Source organism: Sulfuricella sp. (genome assembly GCA_041651995.1).
Lineage (GTDB): Bacteria > Pseudomonadota > Gammaproteobacteria > Burkholderiales > Sulfuricellaceae > Sulfurimicrobium.
Genome location: JBAZID010000004.1, coordinates 197,338 through 222,058 on the forward strand (window position 1 = coordinate 197,338; position 24,721 = coordinate 222,058).

General features: G+C 57.8%; 26 protein-coding genes. 5 read left to right on the forward strand and 21 right to left on the reverse strand.

Going from position 1 to position 24,721, the window contains the following annotated elements; all coding sequences use genetic code 11:
• Nucleotide 1: 1 nt before the first annotated feature.
• The 17 genes from WC392_08465 to ndk all read right to left on the reverse strand — a co-directional run bounded on the left by WC392_08465 (nt 2) and on the right by ndk (nt 17,034).
• The gene (locus WC392_08465; GenBank protein MFA5242387.1) at nt 2–1,156 is read right to left on the reverse strand and encodes an ATP phosphoribosyltransferase regulatory subunit; all 1,155 of its coding nucleotides are present in this window, start codon (nt 1,154–1,156) and stop codon (nt 2–4) included.
• Complete coding sequence (locus tag WC392_08470; GenBank protein ID MFA5242388.1) at nt 1,156–1,341, reverse strand: DUF2065 domain-containing protein; 186 nt, start codon at nt 1,339–1,341, stop codon at nt 1,156–1,158. Before WC392_08470 ends, WC392_08465 begins: the two co-directional genes overlap by 1 nt.
• Entirely contained in the window at nt 1,341–2,222 is an 882-nt protein-coding gene (gene hflC / locus WC392_08475; protein MFA5242389.1) for a protease modulator HflC, read from the reverse strand. The genes WC392_08470 and hflC overlap by 1 nt, the downstream gene beginning before the upstream one ends.
• The gene (hflK, locus tag WC392_08480) at nt 2,222–3,391 is read right to left on the reverse strand and encodes an FtsH protease activity modulator HflK (protein MFA5242390.1); all 1,170 of its coding nucleotides are present in this window, start codon (nt 3,389–3,391) and stop codon (nt 2,222–2,224) included. The genes hflC and hflK overlap by 1 nt, the downstream gene beginning before the upstream one ends.
• Nucleotides 3,392–3,432: 41 nt before the next feature.
• Nucleotides 3,433–4,575, reverse strand: coding sequence for a GTPase HflX (gene hflX, locus WC392_08485; GenBank protein MFA5242391.1), 1,143 nt, complete (start codon nt 4,573–4,575; stop codon nt 3,433–3,435).
• Nucleotides 4,576–4,586: 11 nt separating this feature from the next.
• On the reverse strand, nt 4,587–4,841 hold the full coding sequence (hfq, locus tag WC392_08490) for an RNA chaperone Hfq (GenBank protein MFA5242392.1): 255 nt from the start codon (nt 4,839–4,841) through the stop codon (nt 4,587–4,589).
• A 125-nt stretch (nt 4,842–4,966) separates the two neighbouring features.
• Entirely contained in the window at nt 4,967–6,763 is a 1,797-nt protein-coding gene (locus WC392_08495; GenBank protein ID MFA5242393.1) for a bifunctional diguanylate cyclase/phosphodiesterase, read from the reverse strand.
• A 148-nt stretch (nt 6,764–6,911) separates the two neighbouring features.
• On the reverse strand, nt 6,912–8,081 hold the full coding sequence (locus tag WC392_08500) for a hypothetical protein (protein MFA5242394.1): 1,170 nt from the start codon (nt 8,079–8,081) through the stop codon (nt 6,912–6,914).
• Nucleotides 8,082–8,211: 130 nt separating this feature from the next.
• Nucleotides 8,212–9,621: a ribosome biogenesis GTPase Der gene (gene der, locus WC392_08505; protein ID MFA5242395.1), complete on the reverse strand. Its 1,410-nt coding sequence runs from the start codon at nt 9,619–9,621 to the stop codon at nt 8,212–8,214.
• Complete coding sequence (gene bamB / locus WC392_08510; GenBank protein MFA5242396.1) at nt 9,618–10,784, reverse strand: outer membrane protein assembly factor BamB; 1,167 nt, start codon at nt 10,782–10,784, stop codon at nt 9,618–9,620. Before bamB ends, der begins: the two co-directional genes overlap by 4 nt.
• Nucleotides 10,785–10,795: 11 nt before the next feature.
• On the reverse strand, nt 10,796–11,425 hold the full coding sequence (locus WC392_08515; protein ID MFA5242397.1) for a tetratricopeptide repeat protein: 630 nt from the start codon (nt 11,423–11,425) through the stop codon (nt 10,796–10,798).
• A gap of 37 nt (nt 11,426–11,462) precedes the next feature.
• On the reverse strand, nt 11,463–12,725 hold the full coding sequence (gene hisS / locus WC392_08520; protein MFA5242398.1) for a histidine--tRNA ligase: 1,263 nt from the start codon (nt 12,723–12,725) through the stop codon (nt 11,463–11,465).
• 16 nt (nt 12,726–12,741) lie between these two features.
• Nucleotides 12,742–13,827 carry a flavodoxin-dependent (E)-4-hydroxy-3-methylbut-2-enyl-diphosphate synthase gene (gene ispG / locus WC392_08525; protein MFA5242399.1) on the reverse strand — a complete coding sequence of 362 codons (1,086 nt, stop codon included), beginning with the start codon at nt 13,825–13,827 and terminating at the stop codon, nt 12,742–12,744.
• Between the two features lie 2 nt (nt 13,828–13,829).
• Nucleotides 13,830–14,663: a RodZ domain-containing protein gene (locus WC392_08530; GenBank protein MFA5242400.1), complete on the reverse strand. Its 834-nt coding sequence runs from the start codon at nt 14,661–14,663 to the stop codon at nt 13,830–13,832.
• On the reverse strand, nt 14,660–15,430 hold the full coding sequence (gene pilW, locus WC392_08535) for a type IV pilus biogenesis/stability protein PilW (GenBank protein MFA5242401.1): 771 nt from the start codon (nt 15,428–15,430) through the stop codon (nt 14,660–14,662). The genes WC392_08530 and pilW overlap by 4 nt, the downstream gene beginning before the upstream one ends.
• Complete coding sequence (gene rlmN, locus WC392_08540; protein ID MFA5242402.1) at nt 15,427–16,512, reverse strand: 23S rRNA (adenine(2503)-C(2))-methyltransferase RlmN; 1,086 nt, start codon at nt 16,510–16,512, stop codon at nt 15,427–15,429. Before rlmN ends, pilW begins: the two co-directional genes overlap by 4 nt.
• Before the next feature lie 96 nt (nt 16,513–16,608).
• Nucleotides 16,609–17,034, reverse strand: coding sequence for a nucleoside-diphosphate kinase (gene ndk, locus WC392_08545; protein ID MFA5242403.1), 426 nt, complete (start codon nt 17,032–17,034; stop codon nt 16,609–16,611).
• 149 nt (nt 17,035–17,183) lie between these two features.
• Here ndk and WC392_08550 point away from each other — a divergent pair, with 149 nt between their 5' ends.
• Nucleotides 17,184–17,897, forward strand: a complete 714-nt coding sequence (locus WC392_08550) for an SPOR domain-containing protein (protein MFA5242404.1) — start codon at nt 17,184–17,186, stop codon at nt 17,895–17,897.
• A gap of 33 nt (nt 17,898–17,930) precedes the next feature.
• On the opposite strand, the gene WC392_08555 is transcribed toward WC392_08550, so the two are convergent.
• The 4 genes from WC392_08555 to WC392_08570 all read right to left on the reverse strand — a co-directional run bounded on the left by WC392_08555 (nt 17,931) and on the right by WC392_08570 (nt 20,568).
• Nucleotides 17,931–18,386, reverse strand: coding sequence for a peroxiredoxin (locus tag WC392_08555; protein MFA5242405.1), 456 nt, complete (start codon nt 18,384–18,386; stop codon nt 17,931–17,933).
• Entirely contained in the window at nt 18,383–19,309 is a 927-nt protein-coding gene (locus tag WC392_08560) for a polysaccharide deacetylase family protein (GenBank protein MFA5242406.1), read from the reverse strand. The genes WC392_08555 and WC392_08560 overlap by 4 nt, the downstream gene beginning before the upstream one ends.
• Before the next feature lie 123 nt (nt 19,310–19,432).
• Entirely contained in the window at nt 19,433–19,636 is a 204-nt protein-coding gene (locus WC392_08565; GenBank protein ID MFA5242407.1) for a zinc-finger domain-containing protein, read from the reverse strand.
• Nucleotides 19,637–19,647: 11 nt separating this feature from the next.
• Nucleotides 19,648–20,568, reverse strand: coding sequence for a branched-chain amino acid transaminase (locus tag WC392_08570; protein ID MFA5242408.1), 921 nt, complete (start codon nt 20,566–20,568; stop codon nt 19,648–19,650).
• 142 nt (nt 20,569–20,710) lie between these two features.
• On the opposite strand from WC392_08570, the gene WC392_08575 reads away from it, so the two are divergent.
• From WC392_08575 to WC392_08590, 4 genes are read left to right on the forward strand one after another with little or no spacing between them, the layout of a single operon-like run.
• The gene (locus WC392_08575; GenBank protein ID MFA5242409.1) at nt 20,711–22,549 is read left to right on the forward strand and encodes an adenylate/guanylate cyclase domain-containing protein; all 1,839 of its coding nucleotides are present in this window, start codon (nt 20,711–20,713) and stop codon (nt 22,547–22,549) included.
• The gene (locus WC392_08580) at nt 22,546–23,094 is read left to right on the forward strand and encodes an SH3 domain-containing protein (GenBank protein MFA5242410.1); all 549 of its coding nucleotides are present in this window, start codon (nt 22,546–22,548) and stop codon (nt 23,092–23,094) included. The genes WC392_08575 and WC392_08580 overlap by 4 nt, the downstream gene beginning before the upstream one ends.
• Nucleotides 23,091–23,957, forward strand: a complete 867-nt coding sequence (locus WC392_08585; GenBank protein MFA5242411.1) for a M48 family metalloprotease — start codon at nt 23,091–23,093, stop codon at nt 23,955–23,957. The genes WC392_08580 and WC392_08585 overlap by 4 nt, the downstream gene beginning before the upstream one ends.
• Nucleotides 23,954–24,718, forward strand: coding sequence for a 3',5'-cyclic-nucleotide phosphodiesterase (locus tag WC392_08590; protein MFA5242412.1), 765 nt, complete (start codon nt 23,954–23,956; stop codon nt 24,716–24,718). Before WC392_08585 ends, WC392_08590 begins: the two co-directional genes overlap by 4 nt.
• Nucleotides 24,719–24,721: the final 3 nt, after the last annotated feature.

Consider the following 24,721-nt stretch of genomic DNA (forward strand, 5'->3'; position numbering starts at 1 on the left):
ACTAGATTTTTTCTACCAGCCATTGTTTGTCATGTTTTACCAGCCTGCGATCACAGTTCAACTCTCCCTGACTATCTTCATGGCCGGGAAGATCCACCAGAACAACTTCACCCTGGCTGCGCAAGTCGTCAATCTTCTTTTTCAGGTCTTCGTCACTGCCATAGGGCGCCAGTATGGCTGGCGCCGGCGCTGCCGGCCCCAAGGCACCGCACAACACTCTCAGATCCATGCTAAAGCCGGTTGCAGGACGCGCACGCCCAAAAATGCTGCCTACCTCGTCATAGCGCCCGCCCTTGGCAACTGCATGCGCCTGATTCGGCAGATAAGCGGAAAAAACAACCCCACTATGATAATGGTAACCACGCAACTCGGCCAAATCAAAAGCGATCCTATCCACCATTCCATCCAGACTGGCGGCGATCGCATTCAATGCATCAAGTGCCGCGCGCACTTCGGGATAATCCGGCAGGCACTGCCGCGCCTGCGCCAGAACATCAATGCCGCCGTAAAGCTGTGGCAGTTGCAACACTGCATCACGGGTCGGCACAGCCAGAGCTTGAACCAGTTCTGTCAGCGCCGGCACGTCCTTGCCCTGCAGAGCCTGGAACAGTGCGGCTTCAAGATCAGCTGAAACGGCGCCATGCTCCATCAGCGCCTGGAAAATCCCCACATGCCCGAGATCAAGGTGAACGTCGTTAACGCCGATCAGGCTCAACGCCTTCAGCATTATCTGCTGTATTTCGATATCACTTTCCAGGCCGGCATGACCAAACAGTTCAGCGCCAATCTGCAACGGCTCGCGGGTCTGCATCATGCCATCGGGTATGGCATGCAGAACACTCCCCGCGTAGCACAATCTGACTACGCCGCGACGATTAAGCAGATGTGCATCTATCCTTGCCGCCTGCGGCGTGATGTCCGCCCGCAGCCCCATCATCCGGCCGGAAAGCTGGTCCACCACCTTGAAGGTTTTAAGATCCATATCGTGGCCGGTGCCAGTCAGCAAGGAAGGCAAATATTCCAGTAATGGCGGAATGACCTGGTGATAGCCATGCACATGGAACAAATCCAGCAGGCGGCGGCGCAGGCTCTCGATGCGGCGAGCCTCGGGGGGAAGAATATCTTCTATGTATTCGGGCAGTAACCAGGTTTGCATTATTTAACCAGCAACAATATCAATAAACCGCCCAGCATCGAACCCAGGCCGATAAAACGCAGCTGTCCATCGGAAAGTTCAATCATTTTGCGGAATGTTTCGCGCCAAGCGGCAGGCGCCATGAACGGAAGCAATCCTTCCAGGATCAACATCAGGGCAAAGGCCGCCAGCAGATTCACCTGCATTATTTTGCTGCCTTGCCGCCTGGCGCCCTCATGTATTTGAAGAAGTCGGACGTGGGCTCAAGCACCAGCACGTCAGACTTGCTCTTGAAGCTCTGACGGTAAGCTTCAAGACTGCGATAAAAGGCGTAGAACTCAGGGTTCTGGCCATAAGCCGCAGCATAGGTGGCAGCCGCCTTGGCATCCCCCTCACCCTTGGTCTGCTGTGCGGTGCGATACGCCTCGGCCAGAATCACTTCGCGCTGGCGATCGGCATCAGCACGAATTTTCTCTGATTCAGCAAAGCCCTGTGAGCGCAGTTCGTTGGCAACACGCTTGCGTTCGGCTTCCATGCGCTGGTAAACCGACTCGCTCACTTCCTGCGGCAAATCCACCCTTTTCAGCCGCACGTCCATTACCTGCACACCGATCTTGCGCGCATCTAGGTCAGCTTTCTGGCGCAATATTTCCATGATCTTGTCGCGCTCGCCCGACACCACTTCGTGCACCGTACGTTTACCAAATTCGGCACGCAAACTGTCATTGACCGTCTGCATCAGACGTGTTTCGGCTCGCGCCTCATCACCGCCGACACTGACAAAATGCTGTTTGACGTCAATGATGCGCCATTTGACAAAGGAATCGACCAGCACGTTTTTCTTTTCCGAAGTCAGGAAGCGCTCCGGTTCGACGGTATCCACCGTACGCAAGCGGGTATCAAAATAGCGTACGTTCTGCAGCAATGGAATTTTGAAATACAGGCCGGGCTGATGTTTGACGGAAATGATTTCACCCAGCTGAAAAACAATAGCCTGTTGACGCTGATCCACTGTAAACACAGTCAGGCTGGAAAGAACCAGCAGTGCCAGCAAGCCCGTTAACAAACCACTCAAATGTTTTTTCATTAACGTGTCTCCCGGTCCCGGCTGCGGAAGGCATCACGTGAGCGCGACGTGCTGTCGGCGGAAGGTGCAGATTCCGGCTGGGGTATTGGTTTGGCAACAGGTGCATCGGGTGCAGACTGCTGAATGAGTTTATCCAGAGGCAGGTAAAGCAGATTATTGCCGCCTTTCTGGTCCACCAGCACCTTGCTGGTACTGGAAAGCATCTGCTGCATCGCATCCAGATACATGCGGTCACGGGTCACTACCGGTGCTTTGTTGTATTCCGCCACGATCTGCTTGAAGCGTGAGGCATCACCCTCGGCACTGGCAATCACGCGCTGCTTGTAACCATCAGCCTCTTCCAGCAGACGCGAGGCTGCGCCACGCGCCTTGGGCACCACGTCGTTGGCATAAGCCTGGCCTTCGTTTTTCTGCCGCTCCTTGTCCTGGCCGGCCTTCACGGCATCGTCAAAAGCAGCTTGCACCTGCTCCGGCGGTTGAGCATTTTGCATCGTCACCTTGCTGATATTGATGCCGGTCTTGTAACGGTCGAGAATTTCCTGCATCAATTTCGTCGCCCGGGCCGCCACTTCGGCGCGCCCTTCATACAGCACGAAATTCATCTTGTTCTTGCCTACAATTTCGCGAATCGCAGTTTCTGAGGCGTTGAGCACAGCGTCTTCGGGATGGCGGTTATTAAACAAAAAATCTTGCGGATTTTTCAGGATGTACTGTACGGCGAACTGGATGTCGATAATGTTTTCGTCATCCGTCAGCATCAGGGATTCTTTCAGAATCTTGCTTTTGACGTTGTTGCGGTACCCTACTTCCACCGTGCGCACCTGTTCAACATTCACCACTTCCACACTTTCGAAAGGATAGGGCAGATGCCAGCGTGGGCCGGACTCCGTGGTTTCAAGGAACTTGCCGAAACGCAGCACCACACCCCGTTCACCCGCATTGACGATGTAGAAGCCGCTGCCAATCCAGACCAAAAGCGCCAGAGCCGCGATCAGGCCCATGCCGCCGAAAGCCTTTGGGCCAATGGGTGTGGGAGCGCTGCCGCCTGAAGATGGCCCCTTGCCACCAAACATGCCGTTCAGTCTCTGATTGAATTTGCGCCACAGCTCGTCAAGATCAGGCGGGCCGCCACTGTTTTTCTTACCCCAGTCGGGATCATTCCAAGCCATTTTTTAATTAAATTCCTAATTAATTTAGTTAACATCCAAACTCAGAGAGTTGACGCGCTACCAGTTGTTGCCTCATCAGGCATCGAGGTTTCTGCCCGCAATTTTTCACCAAACTCGGACAAGATCTCGCGAATCAAATTCATTCCGGCACCGGTAAGCGCACTGACGTGAACACTGGCAATTCTACCATACTCGTCCCGCTCCACGCCCGGCGCCTGGCCCTTGATATCAATTTTGTTGAACAGCATGATCTGTGGCGCATCAGCCCCGATTTCCCTGAGCACACCATTAACTTCATCGATTTGCAGTTCCCGATTGGGGCTGGCGCTATCCACCACATGCAGCAACAAATCCGCCTCAACCGCCTCGGTCAGGGTAGAGCGAAAAGCCGCCACCAGTGTGTGGGGGAGATGCTTGATGAAACCCACCGTATCGGAAAGCACTGCCTCGCCCGCATCGCCCAGATACAAGCGGCGAGAAGTGGTGTCGAGCGTGGCAAAAAGCTGGTCCGCCACATAGGCGTTGGCATGCGTCAGGCGATTGAAGATCGTGGATTTACCGGCATTGGTATACCCGACCAGGGAAACCGACAACACCTTGCCTCGTGCCCGGGAACGCCGCTGCACCTGGTGCTGACGCTTAAGGCGGACCAGCTTTTCCTTCAGAGACTTGACCCGCTTTCCCAGCAGGCGCCGGTCGGTTTCCAGCTGCGTTTCACCCGGCCCGCGCAATCCGATACCGCCTTTCTGGCGCTCCAGATGGGTCCAGCCGCGTACCAGGCGAGTGGCCAGATGTTCCAGTTGCGCCAGTTCCACTTGCAGTTTGCCCTCATGGCTACGTGCACGCTGGGCAAAAATATCAAGAATCAGGGTGGTACGGTCAATGACCCGGGTTTGCAGGCGCTTCTCAAGATTGCGCTGCTGACCGGCGGAAAGTTCGTGATTAAAAATCACCATGCCGGCGTCTGCTTCTCGCAACACGTCACCAATTTCGGCCACTTTTCCACTGCCGGCAAAAAGCGCCGCATCGGGCCGTGAACGTTTTCCTTCGACTATTGCAACAACCTGGACTCCCGCACTTTCAGCCAGCAGCTTAAGTTCATCCAGGCTTTCAGCATAATCCGTGTCGCCAAAATCGAGGCTCACCAGCACCGCGGCACCCGCGCCGCCGGGGCGATCAAACATGCGTAGCGGTCTTAATCAGCCATTCCAGGTGTATCGGAGGGATGGTCAAAAGGGATGCTTACCGGCCGTGCCGGCACGACGGTAGAAATTGCGTGTTTGTAAACCATCTGGGTAACGGTATTCTTGAGCAGCACGACATACTGGTCAAAAGATTCGACATGTCCCTGCAACTTGATGCCATTGACGAGATAAATGGAAACGGGAATATGCTCTTTACGCAGGATATTCAGGAATGGGTCTTGTAACATTTGCCCTTTAGCACTCATTTTTTGCTCCAAACGCAATATTTGTTTGTTATAAATATTTACTTTAATTGATTTTTCAGGCAATTGCCAGAAAACCTAATGTGTTAGATGGGGGAAAAGCAGAATGTTTCAATACCACGGAAAGACTATAATTCCGGTCTGCCAAAATAATATCCCTGCCCCCAGTCCACCCCCATCTCCCGGAGCATATCCGCCGTTTCACCATCCTCGACAAATTCCGCGATAGTTGTGATTCCCAAACGCTGCGACAGGGAAACCATGCTTTCCACCATATAACGTACCCGCGCGTTGCTGCGCATGTTCTGCACCATCCAGCCCTCAATTTTGAGGAAACTGATAGGCAGTTCGGCCAGGTAAAGGAAAGATGAATAGCCACTGCCAAAATCATCCAGAGCGAGGCGAAAGCCGAAATCCAGCAACGGTTGCAAATCCTGTCGCATGCCCTCGAAATCGGTCAGTAATTGCCGCTCCGTGATCTCGAAAACGATAGGTTTATTACCCTTGAATTCGACATTGCAAGGGCACATAGCCATGGCCAAATCAAGCATTTGCGTGACCAACTCCTTGCGAGCAAGGAACTGCGGCGAAAGATTGATAAAATGCGCAAAATCCGGGTCAAAGCCTTGTTCAAGCACCGCCGTGCAGCGAGCCATGGACTGCTGAACGATGACACGATCCACCTCGTGGATCAGATTAACTCCCTCGGCCGCCTCAATAAACTCGATCGCCGGAATCACGGTTCCATCCTTCAGCTTCAACCGGGCCAAGGCCTCGTCGGCCACAACCTTGCCGGTCCCGAGGTCAACCATTACCTGATAGGCGGCCACCACGCGCTGTTCCTGCAGCGCACGTTGCAGAACACCCGCCCGCCACAATATCGAGCCTTCCCTGCCCTCACTCGCCACCACGCAATCCCGCCCGCGCCGCTTTGCCTCATACAGGCAGCCATCCGCCTCGGAAAGCGTGCGCGCCATGTCGGCATCCCCCGGCTGGAACGTGCCAATTCCAAAACTTGACGTCACCTCAACATCGCCAGACTGGGTAATGCAAGGTGTGGACTTGAGCGCAATCCGGACACGCTCCACTGCGGCAAAAGCTTCTTCGCCGCTCGAATGATGCAGAAACAGGATGAATTCCTCGCCGCCCCAGCGCGCAATCCAGTCCCCCTCGCGCAACGCCTCTCGCATAATCCGGGAGGATTGGCGCAGCACTGCATCACCCACATTATGGCCAAAGTTATCGTTGATCAGTTTGAAGCGGTCAAGATCGGCAACCGCCACGGAAAAACCGCTATCATCCCGCCTGGAGCGGCCAATTTCTTCGATGAAACGCAGTTCGGCAGCACGCCGGTTGGGCAGCCCGGTCAAGGTATCGGTCAGCGCCTGGGTCTGCAATGCCTGAGTCTGCCGGGAACGTAGCAGCATCAGGCCAAACCAGTTTGCCAACAGCTCCATGAACACCTTGTCGTCATTGCTGAATTCCAGCCCGGCCAACTGCTGGCGGCGGAGAAATACCAGGGTGCCGTACAGATCATCCCCTACCCAGATCGGTATACCCGCATAGACCTGCACGCCCGAAGCATGAACCATCTGAGTGTTGCGGAACTGTTCACTCTCCTGCATGTGGTAATAGTAAACACTCTGACCACATTGAATCGCGGCTGAACAGAGCGTCTCCAGCGGGCATACACCATCAGCCTCAAAAAGGCCCAGGCCGTCTTCCAGGTAGCGGATGACAAAGTGCCCGTCATCCATCTCCCCAATAAGCACGGAATCGGCTTCCAGCGCATCCCGCGCCAGTTTCAGCATCAGCTTTGCTTTTTCTTCGTCCGACTTGGCGCGATTCGTGGCAAGTTGCCACAGCGCCTGAAGCCGTGCCGACTGATTCTGCGCCTGAGAGAGCAGGGTATTGTTCTGGTTCATGAGGGTAAAGGAATGAGCGTTAATATTTGAAGTGCTGGCATAACACTATTAACGCACTGATCTGGTCTGAAAACAATACCGGAAAAAGGGGTTGCCGAGGCAGATTTTGCATGTACCGCTCCGCAATGGAGCGCCACTTGCAGTGGTGCTAGCTTGCTGGCCAATACTCGGTGGCAATACCGCTCCCAAGATCGGCTTCGACCAGACGGCGCCGCACTTCGAGCAAGCGCTCAATCAATTTGGGTTCCCGTTTCTCATAAGCATCGGCATCCGCCACACGGCTCACCACGACACCGAGCAATTCGGTAATCGCGTTACCAATGGAGTTCTGGCTGATGGTCACAATCAGCTTGCCTTGATCATTACGATAGATCAGTTGCTTGAATGCTGGTTGCCAGCGAATCGCGTTGGCGTACTTGGCATCGGTGATGCAACGATCGCGCACCTTCTTCGCCGTCGTCAGAAAATCGTTGTTGAACAACAGGACATTCTCAACCTGGGAGGGAAAATAAACATCGTTCAGAATCGGCGCGTTGCGCGTCGAAACCTGGGAGAAAAAAGTGCGGTAAAAATCGATGAATCCCTTCAGCACCAGATCATATTCATGCCAGAAACGGACATCTTCCAAAGCGGCCACACCGCCTGGAATTTCCCAGCTTGGCAGCCCCTGGGGATAGCCGGTCAGGTCAAAGCGTGCGGCATCATCGCTCACCGGGCGCAATACCTCCAGATGCAAGGCCTTGCAGATGAATTCACGATAGACGTCGTGCATGTACATCTCGAACAGCGAATGCTGACCGCCATCGGTAAGGTTGGGGTTTTTGCTGTCGGCAAGCTTGGCGTTGCGCAACTCGTCCATGGGGAAGACGATGAAATGGTTGTGCAGCATGCGGATGCTGGGAACACCGGGCGAAGTCAGCGGCCAGGTTGCATCCAGGCTCGCCTCGCCTGCCAGCACCAAGTGCTGCGCCGGGTCAGGATATTGCTCCAGCATGTAATCGATGATGATCTGGTTCATCCGGTTCCACACATGCCGGACATTGTCAGGCACCTGGGTGCGCCGCACCGGGCGCCCGAGCGGATTGAGAACAGCCTTGGAAGTGTTGTAGATAATCGAGGTATCGAACTCGGTGCTATGCCCCAGCGCCTTGCGATAAAGCAGCAGGTTTTCCGGGTTGATCAACAGTCCGTTGTTGTGCTCCAGATCGTTGAGATTTTCCGTGCTGTTGAAAAATTCATTGGGTTTCATCCCCTCCGGCACATCAAGTGGAATGGGGCGGTAGGGAGTAATTATTTCGCGCGGGCTGGATTGGGTCATGGTAAACGACAGGCATTATTGAGATGTTTTTGATAGAGCTTTTTACCACAGCCTCCGGGGGCCGGGCAGCAAAAAAACAAATGCGCGGATAAGATCCGTTGCATCGCCGACAAAACGCAACGGGCAACAATCAATATTTTTTGCCATACGTCTTGCGGCTGCGCCTTCTTCTGCTGTGCGCGGCTTTTTCATCAGCTTCGGTTTTTGGCGGAGGCGTCCGGCCGGCGAAGGGATTACTGCCTTGTTTGAACTGCACCCGAAGCGGGGTGCCTTCAAGCTCGAAGGCCTTGCGGAACGTGCTTTCCAGATAACGCTTGTAGCTGTCCGCCACGCCGCTCACCGCGGTGCCATGCACAATCACCAGCGGTGGATTGGAACCCCCCTGGTGAGCATAACGCAGCTTCGGCCTGATCGGGCCAACCTTGGGCGGCTGGTGTTTTTCAGTCGCGGCCATCAGCACGCGCGTCAGCATGGGCGTGGACATTTTCTTCATCGCCGCCGCGAAAGCGCCGTCGATGGACTTGAACAGCCCGCCTACGCCACTCCCCTGCAGGGCGGAAATATAGTGGTACTTGGCGAACTCGAGAAACTGAAGTTTGCGCCCCAGATCACTCTTGATCACCTCGCGTCGAGCCTCATCCAGGCCATCCCATTTGTTCACCGCAACAACCAGCGCCCTGCCCGCCTCCAGAATGAAGCCGGCAATATGCGCATCCTGCTCGGAGACATCCTGACGGGCGTCCAGTACCAGCACCACTACATTGGCGTCTTCGATGGCCTGCAGGGTCTTGATGACAGAAAATTTCTCGATCGCCTCGAATACTTTTCCCTTCTTGCGCACCCCGGCAGTATCAATCAGGGTATAGCGCCGTCCATCGCGCTCCAGGTCCATGTAGATGCTATCGCGAGTCGTGCCCGGCTGATCGAAGGCGATGACCCGCTCTTCGCCCAGCAAGCGATTGACCAGCGTGGATTTGCCCACATTGGGGCGGCCGACGATGGCAACCTTGGGATGGTCCTCTTCCCGTCCGTCATCTTCCGCCTCGTCGGGGAACCCCTCCAGTGCCAGTTCGATCAGCTCTCGCACACCTTCGCCGTGCGCGGAGGAAATCACCAGCGGGTCGCCCAGCGCCAGCTCATGGAACTCCGCCGCCACCACTTCACGGCGCATCCCCTCGGCCTTGTTGACGGCGAGAAATACCGGGCAACCTGACTTGCGCAAGCCATCCGCAATGATCTTGTCCTGCGGCGTCAGTCCATGACGGGCATCCACCAGGAAAATGATGCAGTCGGCTTCATCCACCGCCTGCAGGGTCTGCTTCGCCATCTCGTGCATGATCCCGTCTTTGGCGACTGGCTCGAATCCGCCGGTATCCACGACCAGATAGGGCTTGCTGCCCACCAGCCCGTGGCCGTAATGGCGATCCCGGGTCAGACCGGGCAAATCGGCCACCAACGCATCACGGCTCTTGGTAAGGCGATTGAAAAGGGTGGATTTTCCGACGTTAGGCCGTCCCACCAGGACCAGGGTAGGTTTCATTGGGGAGCCAGTGCAAACAGGCCGCCATTACGTGTCTGCAGTAGCAGATTCTGCTCAAGCAACAAAGGCGTGGCCATAATCGAACTGCCGTCGGTAGCCACGCGCGCGGCAAAACTGCCATCCTCACGCGACAGGAAATGCACGTAGCCTTCCAGGTCAGCGACCGCCACATGTTTGCTGCTTGCAACCGGCGCGCTCAGGCGGCGATTCAGCAGCTTGTCCTGCTTCCACATGCTGGCGCCACTACTTTTGTCCAGGGCATGCACCGCCCCGCGGATATCGCTGACATAAAGCGAGGAAGCATCCACCGACAAACCGGAAACACTCGACATTTCACGCGCCCAGGTCAGGTTGCCACTGGCAATTTCGAAGCAGGCAACGCGCCCTTGATAAGCTACGGCGCAAATGCTGTTTCCATCCACCACCGGCTGGCTGGTCACGTCGGCGATACGTTCCAGTTCAGTGGCGCCGCGCGGCTGAGCAACGCTGGCTTCCCATCCCAGCACGCCGTTGGTGAGCGATAGCGCCACCAGTTTCCCGCCGGCGTAGCCTGCGAACACCCCGCCACGTGTCACCACCACGCCGGCATGACTGCGAATTGCGAGAGGCGGCAAGGTACGTTGATACACCCACTTGCGCTTGCCGTCACGGGCATCCAGGCCAAAAATCTGCCCATCTGCCGCACGCACCACTACAATGTTTTCCGCCACTTGGGGGGCACTCAGGACTTCAGACGAAACTCTGGATTCCCACACAACCTTGCCATCCAGGTCGTAGGCCAGCACTTCCCCCTTGCGGGTTGCCACCAGGACCAGACCTGAACCCACGCCAACACCCGCGGAGAGTTTTTTCCCTGCTACCGTGCGCCACAACTGCTTTCCGCTCTGGGCATCAAAGCGGGCAATATCTCCGCCATGGCCGGCAGCATAAACACTGCCGTCCAGCACGGCGGGGGTGAATACATAATCGCCAGCGCTGCCAACACCAGCCTTCCATTGAACAGCAAGCTGCATGGACGGCTTTATTTCGATCAGTGGCGCAGGTTTTTCCGCCCGCTCATTACTTCCCCACAAGCCGAAACCGGTGGAAATGGATTCACCGAAACCAGCACAGCCAGCCAGCGATAAAACCAGCACGCTCGCCAAAGGTGCACGCAGCATCATACGAATATCCATCATCCCCCCAAGCCATCCAGTTTCAGTTGCACCAGCCCGCGATAGCCGCTGGCTGGGTCCATTTTTTCCAGCGCAAGCTGATAGGCAGCACGCGCCTCGGCGCTCTTGCCCGAGGCCAGCAGCACATCACCCTTCAAATCGGCGTACAGGCCATCAAAACCCGCGCCATGCTTGGACTCAAGAAGCTTGAGCGCTTCATCATGGTTTTTCTCGTCCAGCAACACGCCTGCCATCTGCAACCGGGCAGCATCCCTGACTTCATCACTTTTTACCCGTTCCATTACCCATTGCAACTGGGCCTTGGCGCTCTTGACATCCCCGGCTTCGTAATTTGACCTGGCAGCACCGAGTGCCGCGCGAGAAGCATATGACGTGCGCGGAAACCGCTCCATGAGCTGACCGGCAATTTCGCGCACAACTTTGGCGTCACGTTTTTCGACCGCTCCCTGGAGAGCTTCGTACAGGCCAGCTGCCTGAGTCGTCTGCTGGTGCTGGTAATATCGCCAGCCCTGGATGCCGGCGACTATTGCCACGAATACCGCTACGCCAAGCAGCACGGCATTGCCGTTCCGCTTCCACCAATCCTTGACGACGTCAATTTGTTCCTGTTCTTCCAGATCGTAAGCCATATAGCACCTTTAAAATAATTCTGTTAACAACGGGGGCTCAGATCCTGTTTCCCATCACACCCGCTGCTTCGTCTATCGTCATGCACGCCTGATCGCCCAATGCGCGCAGCGGCTTGAGCGTCAGTTGCCGGTCAGCCGCTTCGTTATCGCCGATGATCACCGCATAGCGCGCTCCGCTGGCATCTGCCTTTTTCATCTGCGTTTTGAAACTGCCGCCGCCGCAATGAAGAATCACGTGCAAGCCCTGTTCGCGCAACGCTTCAGCGGCCAGCGGCGCAAAGCGGTCCGCAGCTTCACCCTGATGTACCAGGTAGGCGTCAACAGGCTGTTCGGGCGGCTGAAACTTCTGCTCTTCCAGAAGTGCCAGCAAACGCTCCACGCCCATGGCAAAACCACAAGCAGGCGCCGGCTTTCCTCCAATCTGTTCGATCAGCCCGTCGTAACGTCCGCCGGCGCACACCGTACCCTGCGCACCCAGGCGCGTCGTCACCCATTCGAACACAGTGAAATTGTAGTAATCCAGCCCCCGCACCAGACGCGGATTGATGCGGTATTCAATACCGGCCTCGCGCAGCATTCCCTGCACTTCATCAAAATGCTTGAGCGAGGCCTCATCCAGATCGTCCAGCAACTTCGGTGCAGCCTCGATCAATGCCTGCAGGGCCGGGTTCTTGCTGTCCAGCACACGCAGGGGATTGGTGTGCAGGCGGCGCTTCGAATCCTCGTCCAGAAGATCGAGATGCTGCTCCAGGTAATGCACGAGGCGGGCGCGGTGACGGGCGCGATCTCCTGAACTGCCGAGTGTATTGATTTCCAGTGCCACATCCTGCAAGCCAAGTTTTTTCCACAGCCGCGCCGTCATCATGATTTGCTCTGCGTCCATATCCGGACCGGCAAAGCCCAGAGACTCCACGCCAACCTGATGAAACTGGCGGTAACGCCCTTTCTGCGGACGCTCGTGGCGGAACATCGGCCCCATGTACCACAAGCGCTGCGGCGCATTGTAAAGCAGATTGTGCTGCAGCACGGCGCGCACGCAGGATGCCGTCCCCTCCGGACGCAATGTCAGGCTCTCGCCATTAAGCGCATCGGTGAAGGTATACATCTCCTTCTCCACGATATCGGTTACTTCGCCGATAGCGCGTTTGAACAGCCCGGTCTGTTCCACGATGGGCATGCGAATGCACTTGTAGCCGTAGCTGTGCAGCCAGTCACGCACCGTGTCCTCGAAAAACTCCCACAGGGCGGCTTGTTCCGGCAGGATATCGTTCATGCCGCGAATGGCTTGGATCTGGCTCATTTTGCTTGCTGGATTCTCAGGGTTTTTGTTGTTTTGCCGCGATCTTGGCGCGTACTTCGCGCTCGATCTGATCGACAATCTCGTCATCGCTGACCTTGTGACTGGGCTTTCCGTCCAGGTAAAGCAGGTTCGGCTCACCGCCGGCAAGCCCGATATCCGCCTCGCGTGCTTCACCCGGGCCATTCACTATGCAGCCGATCACCGCCACATCGAGATGCTCCAGCACGTCCTCGAGGCGCTGTTCCAGGGCATTCACCACCTTGATCACATCGAAATTCTGGCGTGAGCAGGACGGACAGGCGATGATATTCACGCCCTTGTTGCGCAGGTGCAGGCTCTTCAGGATATCAAAGCCGACCTTGACCTCTTCCACCGGGTCGGCGGCAAGGGAAACGCGGATGGTGTCGCCGATACCGGACGCCAGAATCATGCCCAGGCCTATTGCCGACTTCACGCTGCCGGAACGCAGCCCGCCGGCTTCGGTAATACCCAGATGCAAGGGCTGATCAATCTGACCGGCAAGCTGCTTGTAGGCTTCCACTGTCATGAAGATTTCCGAGGCCTTGAGGCTGACCTTGAAATCAGGGAAGTTCAGGCGCTCGAGAATCTCGATATGGCGCAGCGCGGATTCCACCAGGGCTTCCGGTGTGGGTTCGCCATATTTCTTCTGCAGATCCTTTTCCAGGGAACCGGCGTTGACGCCGATGCGGATCGGGATGCCGTGGTCCTTGGCCGACTGCACCACGGCCTTGACGCGATCCTCGCGGCCAATGTTGCCGGGATTGATGCGCAGGCAGTCCGCACCCAGCTCCGCCACGCGCAGGGCAATTTTGTAATCGAAATGGATGTCGGTCACCAGCGGCACGGGAGAGCGCTTCCTGATCAGGCCGAAAGCTTCTGCCGCCTCCATGCTGGGTATCGACACGCGCACGATATCCGCGCCCGCCTTGGCTGCACGCTCGATCTGTGCCACGGTGGCATCCACATCAGTCGTCTCGGTGTTGGTCATGGTTTGCACCGAAATCGGCGCATCACCGCCAATCAGTACATTGCCAACCTTGATCTGCCGGCTCTTGCGGCGGGGAATCTCAACTTTGAACATGCTCACTCCAGGGTCAGCCGCGCCACATCGGCCTTGGCGAATGCGGAAAGATCAACGGGCTGGCCTTTGTAAATCAATTTCACATTAGGCGAACTCCCGATCACCAGGGATAAGGGCGCCTCACCCTCCACGGTCTGGTCAGTACCCGCTGTATTGTTCTGCGAATGAATGATTTTTCCATTTTTATCACGCACCTCGACCCAGGCACGGCCAGAAAAAGTCATCTTCAAGCGCGCCAGCGTAGTGGCGGATACGGCCATGCTGGCCGGCGTCGCGGGCTCTGCCGCCGGGATGACCGGCGGCGGCAGCGCAACAGCAGGCTCGGACACAGGCGACAGCACAATTTCAGGCTCCGCTGGAACCACTTTTGAGGGCAGAGCCACCGGCTCGGCCGTGCGGGGCACAATCGCCGATTTGGTTTCCTCAGGGCCAAGCCACTGCAACACAGCCCAGGAAACCACGGCCACAACAACAAAAGCCATCAGCAACCATTTCAACCAGGGTTTGGATTCGTGCTCGGAAAAACGGATCTTCTGCGAGGGTGCTTGAATCTGGTGCGACTCCTCCTCGTTTCCGAAAAAAAGCCGGGCCATTAATGGTTCAGGATCAAGCTGTACCAGGCGCGCATAGTTCCTGATGAATCCACGAACAAAAGTGCGGCCAGGCAGCTTCGAGTAATCGTCCGCCTCAAGTGCTGTAATCTGCTTTTCACTCAGACGCAGCGCACGCGCAGCGTCAAACAGGCTCAGACCCTGGCTTTCCCGTTCACGCTTGAGTCTGGCGCCCGCACCCTCCCGAGGTGGAGCGTCTGTTTGTTCTTCGACAATATCCGTCACTGCCGCCCCTCTGCCGCACCCACGTTGGCGAACTGGCCATTACGGAACGCGATCGCCTCGCGAGAATCCGGAAAATTCTTCCTCAACTGCAAACCATAATTGACTTCGGCATCGCGGTTTCCAAGACGATGGGCGATGCGCGCACCGAGCCACAGCCCTTCAGGAGTTGGCCCGCTTTTCATGTAATGCTCAAGGTAAAACAGGGCATCATTGTTCTTGCCGCGGCGAAACTGTATATCCGCAAGATAAAACAGGGCCTGGGGAGGTACAGGCTGGAATTTGATGGCACGCAGGAAGAAATCTTCCGCTCCCTGATCATCGCCTTTCTTCAGGGAACACTGGCCGGCATTGAGATAAGCCTTTTCCGGCGTGGAATAGAGCGGGTTTTTCAATGCGCTCATGAAATGGCCAATCGCCTCGTCCACGCGGTCGCGCTGACACAGGAACCAGCCGTAGTTGTTGTGCGCATCGGAATTGCCGGAATCGATATTGAGGGAACGTTTGAAGCTCTCATCCGCCTTGTCGTACTCCCTCAGTTCCATGTAAACCAGGCCGAGGATATTGTAGGCTGGTGCGTACGAGGAATCCGACTTGATGGCGATATTGAGTTCTTCCAGCGCCACGCCCAGCTTGCCCATGCCAAAATAGCCGGCGCCCAGCTCAGTGTGAATCTGGGCCCGCTTGGTCTCGTCGGACTGCGACTGCGCCAACACCGGCAACGCCGCACAGGCACACGCCATCAACATCATTGCCAGCAGTTTCTTCATATCGCAGCCTCCACTATTTTGTACTGAGTCCGTTTGGTCTTGTCCTGCACCTGCCCCGCCAGTTGCCCGCAGGCGGCGTCGATATCATCGCCACGCGTCTTGCGGGTGGTTGCCACCAGCCCGGCCTGCATTAGCGTATCGCGAAATTGCCGCACCGCCTCCGGGCGGGAGCGTTGGTAACCCGACAGGGGAAAAGGATTGAAAGGGATCAAGTTGAACTTGCATGGCACATCCCGCACCAATGCTATCAGTTCACGCGCATGAGCCACACTGTCGTTGACACCATCCAGCATGACATATTCGAAAGTCACAAAATCCCGTGGCGCCTTCTCGATATAACGCCGGCAGGCGGCCATCAGCTCGGCCAGGGGATATTTCCGGTTGATCGGCACCAGCACATCGCGCAGTGCATCATTGGGCGCATGCAGGGATACCGCCAGCGCCACCGGGCAGGTGTCGCGCAGACGATCCATTGCCGGGACCAGGCCGGACGTGCTCACCGTCACGCGGCGGCGCGACAATCCATAGGCATGGTCGTCAAGCATGATATTGAGCGCAGTCACCACGTTGTCAAAGTTGGCCAGTGGTTCGCCCATGCCCATCAGCACCACGTTGGAAATAATACGATCCCCTTTGGGATCACGCCCCAGAGCCCTATTGGCCCACCACAACTGGCCGATGATTTCAGCCACGGACAGATTACGGTTGAAACCCTGGCGGGCCGTGGAGCAAAAACTGCACTCCAGCGCGCACCCCACCTGGCTGGAAATGCATAAAGTGCCACGCTCATCCTCGGGGATGAAAACGGTTTCGATGCCGTTACCGGCGCCGACGTCGAGCAACCACTTGCGGGTGCCGTCGTCGGACAATTGTTCCTTGATCAGCCGCGGCGGTTCAACCACGGCTGAAATGCTTAACTTCTCACGCAACGACTTGGCCAGATCACTCATGCGGGCAAAATCATTCTCGCCAAAGTGATGCATCCAGCGCATCACCTGCTTTGCGCGAAAAGGCTTTTCGCCAATTTCGGCAAAATAGGCGGTGAGCTGAGGGAGATCGAAGTTGAGCAGATTAACGGTCACGACACACCTTTGTCATGACCATCTCCCTCACCCCAACCCTCTCCTGGAGGAGAGGGCGGCCAAAGTGTCGCTCCGCTGCTCGCATAAGGCTGGGCATTAGCGCGCGTAAACTTCCATCGCGGGGAAGAAATAGCAGATTTCCGCCTTGGCGGTATCGGGACCATCAGAACCATGCACGGCATTGGCATCGATGCTCTCGGCGAAATCGGCGCGGATCGTGCCTTTTTCGGCTTTCTTGGGGTCAGTGGCACCCATCAGTTCGCGGTTCATGGCAATTGCATTTTCACCTTCCAGAACCTGGATCATCACCGGTCCGGAAATCATGAAATCCACCAGATCCTTGAAGAAAGGACGCTCGCGGTGGACAGCGTAAAAACCTTCGGCTTCGGCACGGGACAGATGCTTCATTTTGGAGGCGGCGATCTTGAGGCCGTTGCTTTCGAAGCGGGAATAAATCTTGCCAATGGCATTCTTGGCTACGGCATCGGGTTTAATAATGGACAGGGTGCGTTCTACAGCCATTTGCATCTCCATTTTCAGGGTAAATATAAGGTATTCAACAACCCGCTAAAATAGCATGAAATCCTTATAAAATAAACCTCGCGGCGGCAAAAGCGAAGTGATAACATGCCGTGCATTCCCTCTGACGGCACTGCGAACAGGAAGTTTCAATGGTGGAACAAGCGGTCAACGACGATCACGCCGAGATCAAGAAACGCGCCATGCAACGCCTCATTGTTGCCGGCGCCCTGGTGGCGGCCGCGGTCATCGCGCTAACTGTTTTAAGCAACAAAACGGATGAACCCGCAACGCCCGTCAACATTCCAAAAACACCGGCCATCACAACAGCGCAACCCGCTCCGCCCGAACCAGTGCAGGAAGTTGGCGAAGAACCAGCCGCCGAAACGCAAATACCTGAAGAACCGCCCGTTCCTGATAGCGAAGCAACTCCCGCCATACCGCCGCCTCCGCCGCCACAGGTCGTGAACAAACCCAGCCAGACCACGCCCAGAGCCGCCGCAAAAGAAAGCGGAGCGCCGGAAAAAACCAGCGAGCCGCAAGCAGTCACGATCTCCCCTGCCCCTGCGGCAAAAAAACCTGCCGGGCCCATGCTAGCAGAGAGCAAGCCCGCTGTTGCAGCCACGGCGCCTCCCGTCAAAACGGCTGAACCCATCGCGCCCAAAGGCTACGTGGTCCAGCTCGGCCTGTTCTCCAACCATGAGAATGCTGTCCAGCTCCAGAAGCGGCTAGCGGACCATGGCATCAAGTCCCATACCGAGACCCGCCTCCATGTCGGCCCGTTCCAGAACAAGGCCGATGCCGATCAGGCCATGAACAAAATCCGGGGCATGGGAATCAACGCAGTCCTGGCCCCCGCCCATTAATCATTCTCGCGCCCCAGGGGAAGGGGCAAGTGCTCATATCCCCCTGACGAAATCCAGCACTTCCTGAGCATGACCAGCCACCTTGACGCCCCGCCACTCCCGGCGCAGCACCCCGGCAGCATCGACCACGAAGGTACTGCGTTCGATGCCCCGTACTTGTTTGCCGTACATATTCTTCATTTTGATCACACCAAATAGCGTGCAGGCTATTTCTTCGCCATCGCTCAATAACTCGAACGGCAAATCCTGTTTGGCCTTGAAATTCTGGTGGGACTTCAGGCTGTCGCGCGAGATGCCGTAAATCTCGCACCCTGCCGCCTGGAATTGCGCATGCAGATCGCGGAATTGCTGGGCCTCGGTGGTGCAGCCCGGCGTGGAATCCCTGGGATAGAAATACAGCACCACTTTTTTTCCACGCAAGGCATTCAGCCGGAACGGTTTTTCGCCGCTTGCCGGCAACTCGAAATCGCTGACAACCTGATCCATCATGCTTCGCTCCTGACAGGCAAGAACTGCGGACCCTGTAGCGCCAGACTGCCCAAACGCCCAGGAATTTCCCCGAAAATAACCTCGTGGCGCGGCAGCCGGGCCACATCCAGATCCGCAAAATACTGTGCCAGCGACACCAGTTCGTAGCCCTGAACGCGCCAGCCTTCAAGCAGCTGCTCGAACACGCCGGCCAGCTTCATGCCTTCCATCTCCGCATGCAGGGTATAGACATGGCCGGTCGGCAACGCGGTTTCGGTGAGCTTGAGCAGATGCTGGGCGACGTTCCCGGCAGTGATGCCATCCACGCCGATCAGCTCATCCAGTGTCGGCAGGGTGGTCGGCAACTGGGGGCAAGCGGTGATTTCAGCGCGATAAACCGGCACGAAAGGTTCGCTGCCGCGCGTGTCGGAGCAATAGGCGAAGCCCAGCTGCTGTTCCAGGCGCAGGGCATGGCGGTTCATTTGCCAGCCAGCCGCGCCATGCGTACTGGCCGGCGCGCCAAACACCTGTTCAAAGCGGTCGCAGGCGCGCCGCAGCTCGCGCGCGGTCCAGTCCGCATCCTGGCTGGCGGCGTTATCCTGCCAATAAACGTGGTCGTAACAATGGATGCCCGCCTCGAACCCCGCATCGCGCACCTGGCGCATGATGCCGGCGCAGCGTTTGCCGATATGCGGCCCCGGCAGCAGCGTGCCGTACATCAGGGTCTTGAGGCCGTAATGCTCGCGTACCGAGGTGCGCGAAACCTTTTTCATGAAACCGGGGCGAAACACCCGCTTGATGGCGCGGCCGGTGTGGTCGGGGCCGAGGCTGAAGAGAAAGGTGGCCTGGGCCTGATGCTTTTGCAACAGCTCTACCAGGCGCGGCACGCCTTCACGGGTGCCGCGATAGGTGTCGACATCGATCTTGAGGGCTAATTTTTTCATCGGAAATTCATGGCGAGAAAGGTAAGCCGCACGCCATTTCCGGCGCGGCTCCAGTCAGTGCGGCAGAAGCCTGACCAGCGCGACGCGGGGATGCGTCACAACAGGGCCAGGGCGCGGCGAATCTCAGTGATGGCGGCGGACCTCGCCCTTCAGCTTGTAAAGCGTGCCGCAATAAGGGCACAACGCCTCGCCCTTTTCCTCCAGCGGCAGGTAGACGCGGGGATGACTGCTCCATAAAGCCATTCCCGGCGTGGGGCAATGCAGCGGCAAGTCCTCCGGGGTCACTTCGATATAGCGCTGAGTGTTGTCGGCCAGATTATGTTCCATGGAGCGCGTCCTTAAACGAGAGTAAGCCAGTCAGAGTGCTGTGCCGATTTCCCGGTCACACAGTCGAAATACATGCTTTGCAGGCGCGTGGTAACCGGGCCGCGGTCACCGTTGCCGATGGCGCGGTTGTCCAGTTCGCGGATTGGCGTCACTTCCGCCGCGGTGCCGGTGAAGAAGGCTTCGTCAGCGCTGTAGACTTCATCGCGCGTGATGCGCTTCTCGATCACCTGCAGGCCGATTTCGGCCGCCAGCTGGATGATGGTGTCGCGCGTGATGCCTTCCAGCGCGCTGGTCAGGTCGGGCGTGTAGAGCTTGCCGTTGCGCACGATGAACACATTCTCGCCCGAACCTTCGGACACGAAACCGTCCACGTCCAGCAGCAGCGCTTCCTGATAACCGTCATGCTCGGCCTCGCGGTGGGCCATGATGGAATTCATGTAGTTGCCGTTGGCCTTGGCCTTGCACATGGTGATGTTGACGTGATGGCGGGAAAAAGACGAGGTCTTGACCCGGATGCCATGCTCCAGCGCCTCGGCGCCCAGGTAGGCGCCCCACGGCCAGGCGGCGACGATGACATGGGTGGAGAGCGTCTTGGCCGAGATGCCCATGGCTTCCGCGCCGTAGAATGCCATCGGGCGCAGGTAGCCGGATTCGAGATTGTTGTCGCGCACGGCGGCCAGTTGGGCCTGGGAAATGGTTTCCTTGTCGAACGGCATCTTCATGCCGAGGATGTGCGCCGAACGGAACAGCCTGTCGGTATGTTCCTTGAGGCGGAAAATTGCCGTGCCCTTGCCGGTCTTGTAAGCACGAACGCCTTCAAATACGCCCATGCCATAGTGCAGGGTATGGGTCAGGACGTGGGTGGTGGCATCGCGCCAGTTCACCATCTTGCCGTCGTACCAGATCAGGCCGTCGCGGTCGGACATAGACATCTTGAATTCTCCGGAAAAATGCTTTGATAAAGTTCAAAATTGTAGCTTAAATTTGGCCACTTGAGGAACGCGCCACGCTAAATTCAGGCTTCTTCATCCGCTGCATTTGCCGTTATCAGGCTTTTCCAACAGAATGCGAGGCATGCGCCGCTTACCCATCCCGCCCCTAGTGCTGCTCGCGCTTGCCATCGCCCTCAGCGCGATCGCCGAAATATCCGCACTGCACGGGCTGCTGCCGCTGGAAAACCGGGTTTCCGATTATTTTGTCAGAACCCACGCCCTGACGCAGAAAGCCGATCCGGCTATCGTGATCGTGGATATCGACGAAAAAAGCCTCGCCAGCATGGCTGATAGCGCCGGCAGCTGGCCCTGGCCGCGCTCCGTCCATGGCGAACTGGTGGAAGCGATCGAGCGCCAGCAGCCGCTGGCCATCGTGTTCGACATCCTGTTTACCGACCCGGACATTTACCGCCCGGAAAGCGATGCCTATTTCAATGCGGCGGTGGCGCGGCATCGCAATATCTATTTCCCCATGATCCGGCTCGATCCCGCCCACGACAAAAAAGGTGTACCCGCCGCAGAATTCGCCGCGCTGATCGGCATGGAAGCAACCTCCAGGGCTGACCCGAATGCCAGGGTGGCGCTGGTTCCTCCACGCGCCATCGACACCGGCAGCTGGCGGCTCGGCGCCATCAACTACAGCGAGGACAGCGACGGCATCGGCCGCCGCTACCATGTTTATCTGCCGGCCTCCGGCTGGCGCATTCCCTCCTTGCCGGCCCGGCTGGCCAGGGATCTGGGTTTTGACGTGCCGCAAACGGAGCAGATCATTCTCGGCTGGCGCGGCGGCGCGCTCTCGCATCCGCATATTTCCTACGCCGATCTCTACCTCGACGCCAGCCGCAAAACTCCGTTGCGCCCGCAACAGGAATTGAAAGGCAAGATTGTCATCATCGGCGCCGCGGCTTCGGGTCTGCACGATATCCGCTCCACTCCGGTCAGCAGCCTGCACCCGGCGCTGGAAATCCTCGCCACCGCCATCGACAACCTGAAAAACCGCGGCCATTTCCATACCGCACCGGCCTACACCGCGCCGGTGCTGGCACTGGCATTGATCGCGCTGCTGTTGCTGCTGTTTACCCGCTACCACCAGACCATTCGCATTGGCGCGGCGCTGCTGGCGATCACCGCGGCGCTGCTCGGAGCCAGTTATTTTGCGGTCAGCCAGCGCTGGCTGGTGCCGGTCTTTCTGCCGCTGCTGTTTGCCTGGGCCTTCTACTTTGCGGCGGCGCTGCACGAGTACCTGCGCGAGCGCAAGGCGCGCGAACAGACGGTGCAGATGTTCAACCGCTTTCTCGACCCGCGCGTGGTGAACGAGCTGGTGCACCAGGGCCAGACCGCGCAAAGTATGAGCGGGCAGACCCAGACCGTGACCGTGCTGTTTTCGGATATCCGCAATTTCACCACCTATTCAGAGCAGCACAGCGCGGAACAGGTGGTGGCCATGCTGAACCGTTATTTCAGCCTGCAGGTCGAGGTGATTTTTCGTCACGGCGGCACCCTGGACAAATTCATCGGCGACGCCATCATGGCTTTCTGGGGAGCGCCCACCGCCGACCCGCAGCACGCCGCCAATGCCGTGGCGGCAGCATTGGAAATGGCCCAGCGCCTGGAAGAATTCAAGCGCGAGCTGGGCGCAGCCGGGGCAGCCTTCGATGTCGGCATCGGCATCCACAGCGGCCCGGCAGTGGTCGGCTTCATCGGCTCGGAGCGGCGCCAGGATTACACCGCCATCGGCGATACGGTCAATCTCTCCAGCCGCATCGAGGGCGAGACCAAGGGCGTGGCGCGCATCCTGGTGTCGGACGAAACCCGCGCCCTGTGCGCGGACAAGTTTGACTTTATCGACCATGGATTTTATAAAGTCAAAGGGCGCAGCCAGGAAGCGCATTTGTTTGAACCACGGAGAAAAGCGGCATGAAATCATTTGTTGCATGGGTCTTGCTGGGGCTGGCCTGCAGTCTTTCTGCCGCCGCCGAGACCGCAGTCACAAGCAGGGAAACCGAACTCAAGCGCGAGCCTTTCAGCGACGCCGCCACGCTGGCCACCTTGCCGGCGCAAAGCAGCGTGGAAATCCTCAAGCGCCAGGGTGGCTGGACCCAGGTCAAGCCGACCAATGCCGCCGCGGGCTGGGTCAGAATGCTGAACCTGCGCCTCGGCAGCGGAAGCGCCACGAAGCAGGGCGATTCCGGCATCGGCGCCCTGTTCAACGTCGCCCGCAGCGGCAGCAGCGGCAATACCGTCACCACTGGCATACGCGGCCTGTCCGAGGAAGATCTGCGCACCGCCCGGCCCAATCCGCAGGAGCTGCAACGGATGCGGCAATTCTCGGTTTCCGCGCCTGAAGCGCAAAAATTCGCCAGTGCCGCCAGGCTGCAGAAGCAGCCGGTGGAATACCTCAGGGGCAGCGCTGGCGCGGCTTCTTCCAATAGCAATCCGGCCTCTTCCTGGGGGGATACGCCATGAGACATTTTTCACGTTCACTCAGCGCGCTGCTGACCGGTCTATTGCTGTCTTCACCAGCCTGGGCCCTCAACTTCAATCTTGAGGACCTGGGAAAGGTCGTCAACATCGCCAAGAAAACCACGGAACTCAAGGAAGTGGACGAAAGCGGCGAGATCGCCATCGGCGAGGGCGTCGCCTCCAACCTGCTCGGCGCAGCCCCGCTACTCAGGAACGAAGGCCTGCAACGCTATGTCAACCAGGTCGGGCGCTGGCTTGCGCTGCAAACCGAGCGCCCTGATCTCGCCTGGCATTTCGGCGTGATCGACAGCATGAACGTGAATGCCTTTGCCACGCCCGGCGGCTACATTTTCCTCACCCGCGGCCTGGTCATGAAAATGCGCAACGAAGCCGAGCTGGCCGGTGTTCTGGCACATGAGATCTCCCACGTGCTGCGCCGCCATCACCTCAACGCCATCCAGAAAAATGCGCAGATGGGCATCCTCGGCGATGTACTCAATGCCGCCGCCGAGCGCAACCAGAACAGCGCGGCACTGAAAAAAGTGGTCAGCACCGGCACCGAACTCTATGCGCGCGGGCTCGACAAGGATGACGAATTCGAGGCCGACCGCATGGGCATCGTGATCGCCACGCGCGCCGGTTATGACCCCTACGGCCTGGCTGCGGTGCTGCAGACGCTGGATCACATGAACCCGCAGGACGGCAGCCTGGCATTGATGTTCAAGACCCACCCCAGCCCCGCCAGCCGGCTCGAACTGCTGGATGGGATGATGTCAGGCACTTTTGACCAGTATCGCGGCGAAACCGTGCAAGCCCGCTTCCAGAAAATCATTCCGCAAGGAAATACCAGGGAAAAAATCCAGTGAAGCTGACCGTGCTCGGCTGTAGCGGCGGCATTGGGGCCGGGCTGCGCACCACGGCCATGCTGCTCGATGAGGACATCCTGATCGACGCCGGGACGGGGGTGGGCGATCTGACGCTGGAAGCGATGCGCCGCATCGACCACGTGTTTCTCACCCATTCGCACCTCGACCATGTCACCAGCCTGCCCTTCCTGCTCGACTCCACTGGCGACATGCGCGACCGGCCGGTCACCGTTCATGCCCTGCCGGAAACCATCGCGGTATTGCGGGAGCACCTGTTCAACTGGAAGCTGTGGCCGGATTTCACCCGGATTCCCGAACCGGACCGCCCTTTCCTGCGCTTCGAGACCATACACACCGGACAAACCGTGGAGCTGGGTGGACGCAGGATCACCGCCCTGCCCGCCCTGCACGTACTCCCGGCGGTCGGCTACCTGCTCGACAGCGGCCAGGCCAGCCTCGCCTTCAGCGGCGACACCATCGCTTGCGAGCCATTCTGGGACGCCCTGAACAGGGTGGATAACCTGCGCTACCTGCTGATTGAAACTTCCTTCACCAACGCCGAGCACGGCATCGCCCTGGCGGCCAAACACTATTACCCCAGCCTGCTGGCGGAAAATCTGTCCCGGCTGAAACGGGCGGCTGAAATCTACATCACCCATCTGGGCCCCAGCGAGCAGGAAGAGATCATGGCCGAGATCCAGGCCGCCGCAACAGGATTCGAGCCCAGGAAACTGGAACACGGTCACATTTTCAAGTTTTAGGAC